This window comes from Candidatus Koribacter versatilis Ellin345, from assembly GCF_000014005.1.
Taxonomy (GTDB): Bacteria; Acidobacteriota; Terriglobia; order Terriglobales; family Acidobacteriaceae; genus Korobacter; species Korobacter versatilis_A.
The window spans coordinates 4,421,090-4,435,497 of record NC_008009.1 but is presented as its reverse complement, the minus strand read 5'-3'; the positions used below and the strand labels follow the sequence as shown (position 1 = coordinate 4,435,497).

Annotated in this window: 7 protein-coding genes; 4 read left to right on the top strand and 3 right to left on the bottom strand. The window is 54.3% G+C overall.

Annotated features, from left to right (window positions below; all coding sequences use genetic code 11):
* Positions 1-37: 37 nt before the first annotated feature.
* The 4 genes from ACID345_RS27255 to ACID345_RS19425 all read left to right on the top strand — a co-directional run bounded on the left by ACID345_RS27255 (position 38) and on the right by ACID345_RS19425 (position 8,781).
* The gene (locus ACID345_RS27255; RefSeq protein WP_011524553.1) at positions 38-2,455 is read left to right on the top strand and encodes an AAA family ATPase; all 2,418 of its coding nucleotides are present in this window, start codon (positions 38-40) and stop codon (positions 2,453-2,455) included.
* Between the two features lie 2 nt (positions 2,456-2,457).
* Positions 2,458-3,513, top strand: coding sequence for a 5-methylcytosine-specific restriction endonuclease system specificity protein McrC (gene mcrC, locus ACID345_RS19445; protein WP_011524552.1), 1,056 nt, complete (start codon positions 2,458-2,460; stop codon positions 3,511-3,513).
* Positions 3,514-4,957: 1,444 nt separating this feature from the next.
* A complete protein-coding gene (locus tag ACID345_RS25855; protein ID WP_011524551.1) occupies positions 4,958-7,357 on the top strand; it encodes a DNA primase family protein in 2,400 nt (799 codons plus the stop codon).
* A gap of 377 nt (positions 7,358-7,734) precedes the next feature.
* A complete protein-coding gene (locus ACID345_RS19425; RefSeq protein ID WP_011524550.1) occupies positions 7,735-8,781 on the top strand; it encodes an IS110 family transposase in 1,047 nt (348 codons plus the stop codon).
* A 410-nt stretch (positions 8,782-9,191) separates the two neighbouring features.
* On the opposite strand, the gene ACID345_RS26400 is transcribed toward ACID345_RS19425, so the two are convergent.
* From ACID345_RS26400 to ACID345_RS19410, 3 genes are all read right to left on the bottom strand, one after another.
* The gene (locus ACID345_RS26400; RefSeq protein ID WP_011524549.1) at positions 9,192-10,331 is read right to left on the bottom strand and encodes a sigma-54 interaction domain-containing protein; all 1,140 of its coding nucleotides are present in this window, start codon (positions 10,329-10,331) and stop codon (positions 9,192-9,194) included.
* A 118-nt stretch (positions 10,332-10,449) separates the two neighbouring features.
* Positions 10,450-12,894, bottom strand: a complete 2,445-nt coding sequence (locus tag ACID345_RS19415) for a sensor histidine kinase (protein ID WP_187148861.1) — start codon at positions 12,892-12,894, stop codon at positions 10,450-10,452.
* An 841-nt stretch (positions 12,895-13,735) separates the two neighbouring features.
* Complete coding sequence (locus ACID345_RS19410; RefSeq protein WP_011524547.1) at positions 13,736-14,371, bottom strand: response regulator; 636 nt, start codon at positions 14,369-14,371, stop codon at positions 13,736-13,738.
* Between the last annotated feature and the right edge of the window lie 37 nt (positions 14,372-14,408).

Here is a 14,408-nt window from a genome sequence, read left to right as displayed (position 1 = left end):
TCCAACTTTCAATTGTCGAGGTATCCGAGACTCAGTCATGACTACTATGAACGCCGTTGACAAATACTTATTGGAGTTCAAGCCAAGCGCCGCCGAATGGCTGTCCAACCAGGGACCCAAAGAACAATACGAGTTCTTCCGCGACTTTTTCACTCCGAAGCGCTTAAAGAAAGCTAATTGGGCTGACTTTCAGAAAATTGGCGAACACCTGAATTGCTTCGCTGCTATGCCTTTAGCCAAAGCGAACGCCCTCGGTCGTCCTAATCATCCGCTAAAGCGATATCGTGAGAGCTTCGAATATCTCGCAAATGGGAAAGATCCAGTTGAAGAACGAATACGCAAGTTCCACGGAGATGACGCTTATCGATTGGCGTATTTCGGCAATTCTGCTGTGAGCGAATTGGCCGGATTCCTTTTCCCGAGCGAGTTTGTTCTGTTCAACGCCCGAGATCAGTTTGCAGCAGATTTCCTGAAGATTACACCAGCATTCGAATCTACGGATGATCTTGTATCAAAGCTAACCAAATTTTGCGATGCTGTGCAGCCGGTGGCCGAGCGGTATGTGCAGCTCGTAGGCAGGCAGACAGATGTACCCCTCAATCTTGAAATCGATCAGTTCTTTAGCTGGATATACACAAAGTATTCCGGAAAGAAAGATGCGCCCACGCGCTTTTGGGTTATCGGCGCTGGAGACCGGGCCTCAGAGTGGAAGGAGTTCTACGAACACAATTTCGTTGCGATCGGCTGGGACGAGCTGGGAGATCTTACTGCGTTCGAGTCGCTGGAGCAGCTTCAGAAAAGGTTGGAAAAGATTTGGCCAACCGACGCAAAGCAGCGAAATAACAGCCGTACCTGCTGGGACTTTGCGAACGAGTTGCATCCGGGCGACGCAATCTTCGTCAAGGATGGCGTTAAGAAGGCCGTTGGACTTGGGGTTGTCGAGAGCGATTACCGTTTTGAGGCCGACAGGTCTTCTTACAAGCATGTTCGGTCGGTACGTTGGACATGGAAAGGCGACTTTGACTTACCGCATGGCCTGCAACTCCCACTGAAAACGTTAACCCTTTTGACTAACACGGACGTGCTCGCGGCATTGAAGAAAGTGGCGACATTTACGGCCTCTGCAACAGAGGAGAAGAACACTCAACATTGGTGGATCAACGCGAATCCAAAAATCTGGAATTTCAGCGAGACCCCGGTCGGCGGTAGACAGGTCTATACATCGCATAACGAAAGAGGTAACAAGCGCCAAAAGTATAAATATTTTGAAGAGGTCAAGACGGGGGATTGGCTGATTGGGTATGTTACGAGCCCAGACCGGGAGCTCGTGGCATTAGCTCGTGTCACGAAAGCGTTGGGGCCGCAGGCGCCGGATGGCACAGAGGGCATTGAATTCGAAAAAGTTGAGCAGGTAGCCAATCCGATACCGTTGCACGAACTTCAAAAAAACCCGGCCCTACAGAGCTGCGAGCCTATTTTGAGCAATCAGGGCAGCCTCTTCCGTTTGACCTCCGAGGAATTTGCAGTAATTCGTTCACTGATCGATGACCTAAATCCTCTCGCCCCGACGTCTCATAGCGCCTTCTCTAAGAAAGACGCTTTAAAGGCACTCTTCTTAAGCGAAGAGCAGCTTGATGAAATTGCTTTCTCTCTTCAGGACAAGAAAAATGTGATCCTCCAGGGACCCCCGGGAGTTGGGAAGACATACGTCGCCAAGAAATTGGCGTATCTGTTGATGAAGGAGGTCGATAGCGCGAGGGTGCAGATGGTGCAATTTCATCAATCATACTCTTACGAAGACTTCATTCAGGGTTATCGTCCGAGTGACGATGGCCATTTTGAGCTTCGAAATGGACACTTTTTTCAATTCTGCCGGAAAGCGCAGCGCGATCCCGACAAGCGCCCATTCATCTTCATCATCGATGAGATCAATAGGGGTAATCTGAGCAAGATTTTGGGTGAAGTGATGATGTTAATTGAGCCAGATAAGAGGGGACCTGAATTCGCGATACCTCTTGCGTATTCCGGTTCAGCTGACGAGACGTTTTTTGTTCCGAGCAATGTCTTCGTCATCGGGCTGATGAACACTGCCGATCGTTCTTTAGCAATGGTCGACTATGCGCTGAGGAGGAGATTTAGGTTTATCGGTCTGAAGCCGGAGTTTAAGAGTGAACGCTTTTCTGGATTTCTTTTGCAGGCTGGCGCGAAACAGCCACTCATCAAGAAGATTGTTAGCCGGTTATCCACACTGAATGATGAGATCTCAGGCGACGAAAAAAACCTCGGCCCGGGATATCGGATCGGGCATAGCTTTTTCTGCCCGATGGATGGACGAGCTCCTGACGAGGTTTGGTACCGAGCCGTCATCAACTCCGAGATAAAGCCACTTCTCGATGAATATTGGCTTGATGATGAAGACAAGGTGAATTCTCTGATTGCCGCTCTGACCGAGTAAATATGGAAATCCCTGTCGCAAACGTCTACTACCTCCTTTGTTATGCTTGGGACAAACTGGAAGAGAGAGATCTTGTCGATATTCATCCGACCGAAGAAACGGATTTGGTGAACCTGTTCGCCCGCGTTCTGACCAACGGTATCGACCATTTGCTGAAGAAAGGCATCGATCGTGGGTACCTACTTCATAGCGAAGAATCCTGCGTGTTGCGTGGGAGGATCGATTTTCCACAATCGATAAAACACATGCTCTTTCAGCGAGCGCAGGCGCATTGCGAGTTTGATGAATTGAGTTTTGATGTGCTGCATAACCGTATTCTGAAATCGACGATTATGCGCTTAATTAGGACTCGTGATCTAGATTCAGGAATTCGAGATCGTTTGCTTTTCCAATATCGCTACTTTGCGGAGGTCGGGGACCTCGATTTATCGGTTCAGATATTTGGCAAAGTACAGCTTTACCGTAACAACCACTTTTATGATTTCCTTTTAAGGGTCTGCGCGCTGCTTTTTGAGAATCTGCTTCCGACCCAAGAGCCTGGAAATTGGCGGTTTAGGTCGTTCTTGCAGAATCGGGAACAGATGGCGTATGTCTTTGAGCGTTTCGTACGCAACTTTTACAAGAGGGAACTACCAAGCGTGAGAGTTGACGGGCGATGCAAAGTCAAGCGGGAGGACATAAATTGGGGCATGACACCTTCAGACGACCTCAGCTCAGCTCTGCTTCCCAAAATGCAAACCGATGTGTGTATCACCACCGAGGCAAAAAGGATCTTGGTTGAATGCAAATACGTCGATGATCCTCTTGAGCAGCGGGAGGAGATGGCCCCGAAGCTGATTACTACTCATCTTTACCAAGTGAATGCTTACCTGGACAACTGGCCCGATTTGCCACTCTACCGCTCTTCCCGCGCCATATTGTTATATCCACTCGCTACACGTCCGATCGCTGTCGAGTTCACTCGTGCCGACGGGCAGCTCCTCAGCGTACGCACCCTCAATTTGGCCCAGCAATGGTCTGCTATTCACCAAGACCTTCTTAGATTGGTGGACAATTGAGCAGCGGACGTCCTCTTCGCTTCGCATTAGATGTGTGCCAATAAGGCGAAATTCTCCGCTTAAGAGATGCTCAGTGGAAATGCCTAAACGACGATATCGACGCTCATGAAACCCACCACGGCGAAAGAATTTAGTCCTTCACACAAGAACACCACAAAGAGACCTGCGCCCGCCACGATGCACATCTATGAGGAGTGGCGTGGCGCAAAGAGAAGACGCCACAGACTCGCCCTAGAGAGGGAGTTGGTCAACATTTGTATTGCGGCTTGCCGCAGGGCTGGGCTTACAGCGCCCTTCACATACCGCGAGAAAATCAGTTTCCGGAGCTCGCGTGCCAATTCCTATTCACCCACAGGGCCTACGTCTAGCGAGATCAGACGGTCGCGGGGAGTCGATCCGAATCCGTTTTGGCTCGGACGATTTCAGACCCTGCCGCCTTGGGTGAAATCTTGGGTGGCGGAAGAACTAGAGCGCGAGGTGCCGCTTCGTGACTGCGGGCGTTTTATCGCACGTCGATGTGTTTTCGCCCTTATCGACGAAATCCGCGCTCACTATCGTCAACGTGCGGGATGTGCGGCACGCCGAAGGAGGAACCTCGAAACTGAACCGGAAGACGTCCCCAGGATTAGAGCGGGCATACTCAAACTATTGTCGAGGACTCGATTTCTCCAGAGAATCAAAATCCCGAAGGACAAGTCACTTGCCAAGCAGCTGATCGAAGCGTTTCCATCCAAACTATCTAATGTTGAACTCGCACGACGCGTTGGCGTCTCAGAAGGCGCAATAAGAAAGCGTCGCTCCCGAATTCGAGAACTGTTCGCCTCAGAGGCATACGAAAATTACACGCTGTGGAAGGCGCTTCAGGACATCGGAATCATCAAGGGTACGAAAAACTGGCGTTAAACGAATAATAGTAGTGGGAAGGCAAGATCCTTCTCTGCGAGGGCGTCGGATCCGTATTCCTTCGCAGGCAGGGTCAGCCCGCTACGGGCTCCGTGCGCCCATGAGCCGCTGGGGGACGAAGCGAACTTGGAGCTGAGCCCGCGAAGTTTGAGCCCCCGATACTCGACGGAGATTAAACGATGAGAGTTCAAAATCGGATGAAATCAGAGTTCACAGCCACGATTGGTCAATGGGTCTATCTGGACTGCGAGACGCTCGTAAAGTTTCCGCAGCGTTCAGGAGTCTATGTTACTGGTCCACAATGCGACGCATGCGGCAATACAAATCTGCGGTTTATCCACACCCTTCAACACGAAAGCACAAACCGGCAAGTGCTCGTCGGAATCGAATGCGCGCAGCTGCTCGTCGACCGCGAAGATTGGAAAATTCCCAGACTCGCGGAGAACGAGACCAAGCGCAAGGAGCGTTGGAGACGCGACGTGTTCCACAAACCAGGACGATGCGTGACCACGGTGAATGACTTAATCAATCGGGGGAAATTATGACGCCGTTTTACGGAGTCCATGAAGTACGCGTCTTGCGGGAGTCCGGTGTCGCCGTTGGATACTTTAATTCTTGGGAAGCCGCTCTGAATGCTGTTAAAAGTGAGCCGTCGTACAAGGGCGCCTACTTCACCCTTAACCCGGTAAAGCTTCCAACAGGGGTTCCGCTGAATCCGAAGACCCTAATCGCTGCGCATAAAACGGCGGGCGATTCTGACATTGAAAAACGCATTTGGCTGCTCATCGACGTGGACCCGCCTCGGGCTGCTAACACGAACAGCACAGTATCTGAGAAGGACGCAGCGCGTGAGCAAGCTGAGCAGGTGCGCAACTACCTCAGCAGCCGATGTTGGCCCCAGCCGGAATTGTGTGACTCGGGGAACGGTTGGCACTTGCTTTATCACATTGAATTGCCAAATGACTACGCGTCTACAGAATTGGTGCGCGGGACATTAGCACGCTTGCATGACCTCTTTTCAATGGTGGACGCGGGAAACTTCAACGCTTCGCGATTATGTAAGCTGTATGGCACCTGGGCCCGAAAGGGGCAGCATATAGAAGAGCGCCCGTGGAGGCTGTCCGCAATCGTGTCGAAAGGGTCGGAGACAGCCGTGACGGCGCAGCAATTAGGTTCGATTAGCTCTATACGCTTGTCTTCTCACAAGACACCTGAGCAAGCAGATGATTTGAACCTGTCTCGCTTAATGGAGTTCCTTGACTACTACGGGGTGTCCGTGCGCTCAAAGCCGCGCTCAGTCAGAGATGGATTTCGGGTTGAGATTGAATGCCCGTGGGCAGAGGAGCACAGCGGAGAGACTCGCAGGGATACAACGGTGTCTTTCATCGAGGGCGTAGGCAACGGGTTTCACTGTCTGCACTCGCATTGCACGGAGCGGCATTGGCGCGAGTTTAGAACCGAATTGGAGAAGCGTCATCCGGGACGGTTGTTTTCGTTCGGACCAGAGGCTGTGTTTGGTGGCGGTTCGCTGCCGCTCATCGCGCATGCGACATTGGCTGAAGCATTCCTTCGGGATAACCACGATTTTGTGTGCATCTACGACCAACCCAAACGGCCAATCGCGCAGTGGGTAAAAACACGGTGGGACATCTCTGAAGATGACACGCTCTTATGGCGTGCCGTTGCGGACTATCTCAAGGACCTCCATCCCCGTTACCCGAAGCCAGAAAAGGGTCCAGATTCCCGTATGCGGTTTTATGACGCCGCCTTTATCGGCGGTGTGGTGAGATGCGTCAAGCCATACTTGCCTCCCGTTAAAGGGGAACTGTTTGACCGAGACCCGCACTTGCTGGGTTTGCCGAACTGTCGATTGATTGACCTTCGCACCAACGCAACCCGGGATATGCGTCGCGAAGATTACATCACCCAACGTATTGACGTAGCGCCGGACCCAAACTGTCCAACGCCCCGCTTCGACCGCTTCATCAGCGAAATAACCTGCGGCGATGGTCCACTTGCGAATTACCTGCTTCGGCTTTGTGCTCTGTGTCTGACGGCCATCCCGTTCCAAGCTCTTTTTTTCCTGTGGGGGCGTGGCCGAAATGGCAAAGGCGTCCTTATACGAACGCTGACCGCAATCCTTGGCGACGGGAAATTTGCCTGGCCACTCCGCCCGGGTGAAATCACAGTTTCGAAGTTTGGCGACGAAGCAGCAAAGCGGACCTTCGCCAATTTGAAGGGTAGGCGGCTGGCAACAGTTAACGAAAGCGTCGCGGGCAATCTCAACACCTCCATGTTGAAACTGATTTCCGGAGGCGACACATTGACCGGTGCGAACATGCGGCAGGACCAGCAGGCTTTCAAGCCTACTCATAAAGTGCTGTTGCCGACGAATGACCGACCGCAGCTACCGGCGGACCCGGCCTTTCGCGGACGCGTGCATATGATTCCATTCCTCGCGAACTTCACCGGGCGTGAGGACACAAACCTCGACCACGTCTTGCAACATGTCGAGTTGCCCGGAATCCTCTACCGCTTCGTGACGCTGTGCCCCGACGTCATTGAGAACGGGTTGCGGCCACCGGCAAGTGTGTTGGCTGAGACGGAACAGCTCTTCTCTGAGTTGGATATCACGAAACAGTTTCGCGATGACTGCCTGGAAATCGTGGATGGTGCGGAGACTCCTGCCGCCGATGTGGAGCGAGTTGTTAACTCCTGGGTGCGTGAGCAAAGTACGACGGGTATCGTCGTCTCATCGTCGGGGCGCGAGGGTCCTGATGATGTGATATTGCGCGAACTGAAGCACCAGCCAGACATCAAGTATTCCCGGCTAAGACGCAAAACTGGAGAGACATCACCTCACGGAAAAGGTAAGGCCTGGTACTTCGTTGGCGTGAGGCTCAAGGAAGAACCACCTCCGGCCACTCCGGCCACATCGTAAATGAACTATGAACACAATCACGCTAACTACTACTACTTACTGTGGTTGGGGGACGGATAGTACGAAAACCGCGTGGCCGGAGTGGCCGAGGTGGCCGGAGACGGCAGGGAATAGTCCGGCGTGGTCGGCTTGGGGGGGCGGGTGAAATCTTGGGGGCTATTTCACGATAGCCCACCGGGATTCATTTTCGTACATATATGCCGAATTTTCGATTCTGAAAATCGTTTTCAAATTACGATACCTTCGGGCGCTGGACAACCTTCGTCCTGAACGATTACTAGTGGTAAGGGCTGATGGCATAACGAAGTCGGCCTCAAGCGCGGCGAGTACACTTTCTGGGTTCGAAACCGTAAGTGACTCGGGCGAAGGAGGCCGAGATGCGCATTATAGGCTGCGATTTGCATGCACGACAGCAGACGATTGCGATGCTGGACGTGGAAACGGGCGAACTCGAAGAGCGCCGCCTTGAGCATGAAGGCGACCAGGTGCGGGCGTTCTATGCGGGACTACCGCGACCGGTGCGGGTGGGCATAGAAGCGACCGGCGCGATGCAGTGGTTTCTCGAGTTGATGGAAGAGCTCGAAGTGGAGTGCGTGGTTGGACATCCGGCGCAGATCCGTGCCGGGGAGCCGCGCAAACAGAAGAACGACCGTCGCGACGCGCGATTGTTGCTGCGGCTGCTGGCGGAGAACCGGTTCCCGAAAATTTGGATGCCCTCGATGGAGCAGCGCGACGTGCGCGCCCTGCTGCGACATCGTGAGCAGTGGGTGCGGATTCGCGTGCGGCTGCAGAATGCGTTGCAGTCGATCGCGCTAACGCATGGGATTCGCCGCGGCGCGAGTTTATGGAGCAAGGCCGGGCAGCGGACGATAGGCGAGCTAGCGTTGCCGCCGCTCAGCGGCATGCGGCGCGACGAACTGATGCGGTTGCGCGTGCAACTGCATCAGGAGATCGAGCGGCTGGATAAAGAAGCCGAGCGCGTGGCACGAGAGCGTCCGCTGGCACGGCTGTTGATGACGCATCCGGGCGTAGGGCCGATCACATCGCTGGCGACGGAGGTGTTCCTCGGCGATGCAACCCGCTTCGCAGATGGCAAGGCAGTGGCCAGCTACGTGGGCATGATCCCGTGCGAGCACTCGAGCGCGGGCAAGCAGCGCCTGGGCAAGCTCACGAAACAAGGCAACGCCATGCTGCGCATGCTGTGGTGCGAAGCGGCGCGACATGCCGTGATCAAAGACGAAGATCTACGGCGCTTCTACCGTCGCAAGCTGGCGCAGAAGGGCCTGGGGATCGCGCTGGTAGCAGCCGCACGCAAGCTGGGAGTGCGGTTGTGGATCATGCTGCGCGAAGAAATCGACTACGAAGAGTTCTGCCGTCGCGGACGGCAGCGCGGGGAAGCCCAAGCGGAGAGGCCAGCTCGATAACATGGTCCGGCGCGAGCCGTGACTGTAGGTCCTGAATAGGCAATCCGCCTCCCCGCTGGTAACGGGGAGACTGAACGAGTCATCATGGTCGAAGCGTGACCGAAGAGATGTGTGGTGGGCAACACCGCAACGATGCAACAGAGAGCGTCGCTATTCCCGCACGGAGCAAGGTAGGAGGCTGGCGACGGCTGCTGAAGATAGGACCCTGAGGATGGCCACCGCCCGGATGTGAAGGAGGGCCAAGGTAAGGAAGTGCTTACGGAATGCGTCGTCCACTATTGCGGACTGCCAGACCAACTTCGCCAGCTAAAGCAAAATGCCGTCACCATCCCCATCCTGCCCCAAGCTACCCCACTCCGCACAATTAGCATCAAGTCGATGTTCATGTCGAGGAGTGATACGTAAACTCATCAGCGATTCGTGACTGTGCCGCTATGCTGTACGCTCGCTTCGCGCGAACGCGAGAGGCCAAGCTTTCTCATCTTCCCGATCAATGTGGTACGCTTCAACCCCAATTTCAGGGCAGCACCCGCTGGGCCGCCGACTACCCAGTTCGTCGTTTTTAAGACGCTTAGGATATGCCCGTATTCTGCTTGGGATAACGTTTGAGTCTCCGGCCCATTCACCGGTTTTGACCAGCGGAGATCGTCGAGAGGGGCTTGTAGTTCGACACCTTGCGATAGGATCACTGATCGTTCCATGAAATTCTGGAGCTCGCGAATGTTGCCAGGCCAGTCATATTCGGTCAGAGCTCGTACTGTTTCGAGGGGAACGAGATTGACCCGACGGTCTAAGCGGCGAACGCAATCCTCAGCGAAATACCGAATGAGGGCGGGAATATCGTCACGACGTTCACGCAACGCTGGAACCGTAATAGGGAAGATGTTCAGCCGGTAGAAAAGATCCTCCCGAAACTTGCCTTCGCGTACCATTTGGCGAAGATCTCGGTGACTGGCGGCGATTAGGCGTACGTTAACATGCAGGGTCTGATTGCTGCCCAATCGTTCAAACTCCCGTTCCTGAAGCACACGCAACAACTTTGCCTGCAACTCGAGAGGGATGTCACCAATTTCATCGAGGAACAGCGTTCCGTTGTTAGCGAGTTCAAAGCGGCCGATCTTGCGGGCGACGGCGCCGGTGAACGCTCCTTTTTCATGGCCAAAGAGTTCACTTTCGAGCAAGCCGAGAGGAATCGCGGCGCAATTGAATCGTACGAAGCGGCCATTACGACGCCGACCAAGACGGTGCACTGCCTGCGCGATCAATTCTTTACCAGTCCCGGTCTCGCCGTGGATTAAAACAGTAGCATCCGTCGGTGCGACGGTCATCACCCGATCCAAAGCTCTGCTCAAGGACGAACTGGAGCCGACAATTCCCTCGAAGCTAGGTATTTCACTGCTGGTCACGTTGAAGCGAGGGGAAGTTCGCAAGTGGATTTCTCCAACTCGTTGGTGTTGGACGAGCGCTGGACGAGCAAGCGCAGGATCGATTAGGAGAATGCTGCCGAAGATCTCGCCTGATCGAGAGATGCCAGAAAGGTTCCCGCTCATGGATGTCCTCCGATGATCCCCCACGGCCGATTGCAGAAGACTAGTAAGATTTCGGAATTCCGAACACCTCGGAAACCACAGGTGGGTAGCCTACATTTATCTGCAGGGTTAAAAACCATCAAGCCGGATTATCAGGACTGCGAAAGAAGGCCGTCAGTTTCTGTAGGCGGCTCGACCAAGTCGATCTTGGATTCTGAAAGACGACGTGGCCGGGAACGATCAATTCGAGAGTAGTGCCGGAGGTTGGCAAACTCTCGATAAGGAGCTTTGCGCCAATGCGTTGTGCCCGTTCTCGCATCCCCTGTAATCCGTAGTGTCCGTCTTTTCCCAGAGTGACGATTTTCGGCTCGATCCCCTTGCCATTGTCCGACACCCGCAGCGCGAGATCTGCCCCGTACGATAGCCGAACTTGAAGACGGCCGGCCTCGGAGTGCTGACACGCATTCCGGATCGCCTCGTAGCCGATACGATAAATTTCATCGCGAATGATGGGGTGCATTTCTGTCGAGATGCCTTCCGCGACGAATGAGACTTCGTTGATTCCTTGCAGGCGACAGTCCTCGGTGGCACGCTGAAAGGCCTCGGCCAAATCATTCCCCATGACGGTGGAACTCCGAAGAGAATGCAGAGCGGCTCGGCCCTCGTGAATTGCCTTGTCAAGCCATTCCAGTACGCGCTGGATTGCGTTACGCATGCGAACAGGATCGGCGGGCCCGTTAAGCGCAACTTCGGCTACCATTTTGCTGCCCTGCAAGGTTTGAAGAAAAGTGTCGTGAAGTTCCCGCGCCAACCGAGTACGTTCGGCGAGTCGCTCATCGAATCGTGCGCTGATCGCTTTCGCAATCTGGCGGACTCGCATTTGATAAAGCAGCCATGCGATGAAGATCGCAGTGAAGAGCAAGAAGAGACGGAATAAGTTGGTTTGATACCAAGCAGCTGCGACGGAGAAGGCCACCGTTGCACCTTGCTCGTTCCAGATACCGTCGTTGTTCGAAGCCATTACACGGAAACGATAGTTCCCAGGACGCAAATCGGTATAGAAAGCTTGACGTCTGGTGCCTGACTCCTGCCAGCTCTCATCGCGGCCCTCAAGTTTGTATCGGAAGTACACCTTCTGCGGCACCACGAAGCTCAGAGCGGTGTAGTCGATCTCGAGATTTCGTGTGAGCGGTGGCAGGCGAAGTCCGAGCTGAGGTATGTAATTCCGGCGGTCCGCAACGATCGACTCAACCTGGACAGGAGGCAGCACGGAATTCGACAAAAGGTGCTCCGGATCGACGGTTTGCAACACCACGCCACTGGCGAACCACAAGCGTCCTTCTGAGTCTCTCGTCACGCCTCCGAACGGCGCTCGGCCTGGCTGTGCCCCATCGAACACATCGAATAACTCATACTTGACCGCCGCGTCGGGGTGTTGCCACCAGCTTTGCACCTGATCTTTCTTGATCTCGACGAGCCCGCATTGCATGTAGATCCAAAGGTTTTCTGCACGATCGAAATGAGACGCGTAGGCAATGTCGCAAGGAAGGCCGTTCTGCGTCGTAAGTGTCGCCAGGGTCCCGTTCCGCCATCCCACAAGCCCGTCTGCCGTGGCTCCGACCACCGAGCCATCTGCATTTACATCCAGTTGCTCCACTCGCGTGTCGCTGCTGTGTCTGAAGTGAAATGTCTCGGCGTGGCCGTTCTGATAGTGCGCCAGATCGCCATTTGCCAGCCCGAGCCATACGCCACCCTTCGCATCGGCAACGACCCGGAATGCTGAGGGGACCTGCGGCGGACGAAGCTCTTCAACCGCTTTTAACCCTCGAATGCGCGTGAGTCGCCCGCGGGTCTCGACCCATAAGTCGCCCGCAGTATCCTCGGTCATCGAATAGACCATTCCCATCGGGCTGCCATCGCTACGTGCGATCCGCTGGACTTTGCGACCATCGTAGACCGTCAAAGTGTCATCTATGCCGATCCAGAGTCGGTGGGTACGGTCTTCAAGAAAGGATGTGGCTGCTCCTGAGAGGTGGAGTTCCGCCAAGACTGAAGATATCCGGCTGTTCCGAAGGACTTCTAAAGAGCTGGGGCCTCCCACCCAGATGCCGCCATCGTGGGTAGCGAAAACGGAATCGACTTCCTCCGCAGCGAGACCTTCGCGTGTGGAAAAGGTCGTGACCTTTAATTCTCGAAAATTATCGATGCCTTTCGCGGTAACGGCCCACACAGTCCCTTCGGCATCTTCAAGAAACTTGTAAACGAAATCGCTGGACAGGCCATCCGCATTGCTAAAGTGCTCAACCGCTCCGTCGTAGATTCGGTAAATCCCATTGCTGGCGGTACCGACCCAAAGGGCATTGTCACGGTCAAGGAGCAACGCGTTCACAGCGACAGTCGTGCCATTAAACTCGGGGGTTACGAAGGGCTTCCACGCACCGCCGGCAAGTCTCTGCAGGCCGAACCTGGGACCTTTGGTATCGATCCCGACCCATAACGACCCGTCGCTTCCGGGAATGATTGAGCTCACCGACGCATTGCTATGTTCGGCTCCGATGACCTCGTAACTCCTGTGTGATTTCAAATTCCAGCGAACTAACTCGTCGCCGCCGATCCAGAAATTTCCTTCACCATCTTTTGCAATTGGCCAGAGACGATGAGGCGATATGCCATCGGCAGTTCCATAACAGTGGATCGCGGAGTCGCTAATCTGACACAATGGCGTGTTGGATGGTGAAGGTGAAATGGCGGCCCAGACCGCTTTGTCTCTATCCTCAAAAATTGCCGTTGTAACTCCGTGCAAATCCGAATAGCTGATTAGGCGGTTGTCTTGCCAACGACTAAGGCCAACACTCGTTCCGATCCAGAGGCTCCCGTCCGTTGATCCGAGCAACGAGTTAATTCTCTTCGACGGGAGCTTTTCACCATTCGCAGGACTCCAGGGAGAAAACCGCACGCCGTCGAAACGAACCAATCCGGCCGTCGTCCCTATCCAAAGATATCCATCCTTCGTCTGCGCCAAGGTTCTGGGCGTGCCAGTGAAGATTCCGTCTTGCACACGCCAAGCGGTGTGGCCGAATTGTGTGATGTGACTCTTAGGATTGAGGGCGTAACCGGGCGTGATGATGCAGAACAGAAGAAGACTAATCGAGAGCCATTGGGTGGAAGCGATTTTTCCCGGATTACAGATTCCCATGCTGCCCTCAATTCGGCCGATGTTCGGTTTTGTGCTGCTCGGCAGTACGAAAACACGCTTGAACAACCAACTGTGAAATGCTCGTCCGAACACTGCTGATGCATGAGGAAGACAAACGGTAGGGATCGATTTGCTTTAGCAACCCATACGTTATCGGGTTCGTGACATCGACGGACTACCAGGATCCACAGGCGGTTCACCTGTGGTTTCCAACAGGGCGATGCGAAGTTCAGATCTGAAGAAGGCCGCGGCGAACTGCGATCGTTACAGCATGGGTGCGATCGTTTGCTCCCATCTTGCCCACAATGTTCTTGATATGGAAATTCACCGTGGTTTCTGAAATCGACAGCTCATCCGCGATCTGCTTGTTGCGATGGCCATCGCGAATCAGATGCAGCACTTCTAGTTCCCGCGAGGTTAGGCTTTCTTCTCCAATATTCTCGGCGAGTCGGGAAGCCACTTCCTGCGGAATGTGGCGTGCGCCGGCATGCACCGAGCGAATCACGGCAAGCATCTCGTTCATGGGCATGCTCTTCAGAATATAGGCCGCAGCGCCTGCGCGCAGAGCGCGGTCGATTTCCGTATGGCTGTCGGATGTCGTGAGAATAATGACGCGTGCCCTGGGAAACTCGCCACGGATTGAGATCAGCGCATCTGTGCCGCTGATGCCAGGGAGGCGAAGATCCATCAGAGTGATGTCAGGGTGATGGGTGCGGAACTGAGCAATGGCATCGCTACCATTGGTGGCTTGGGCGACGAGCACCATGTCCGGCTGAGAACCGATAATCGAAACAAGTCCTTCGCGAACGACCGGGTGGTCTTCCACGCTGAGGATCCGGATCGACTTGCTTGCAGCGACCGCCAAAACCCACCCACCGCTCAGAGTCGCGTATTTTTAGGAG

Coding starts and splice junctions, on each gene's coding strand:
- ACID345_RS19425 (WP_011524550.1), top strand. CDS start 7,735: ATGCGCATTATAGGCTGCGATTTGCATGCACGACAGCAGACGATTGCG.
- ACID345_RS27255 (WP_011524553.1), top strand. CDS start 38: ATGACTACTATGAACGCCGTTGACAAATACTTATTGGAGTTCAAGCCA.
- ACID345_RS26400 (WP_011524549.1), bottom strand. CDS start 10,331: ATGAGCGGGAACCTTTCTGGCATCTCTCGATCAGGCGAGATCTTCGGC.
- ACID345_RS25855 (WP_011524551.1), top strand. CDS start 4,958: ATGACGCCGTTTTACGGAGTCCATGAAGTACGCGTCTTGCGGGAGTCC.
- mcrC (WP_011524552.1), top strand. CDS start 2,458: ATGGAAATCCCTGTCGCAAACGTCTACTACCTCCTTTGTTATGCTTGG.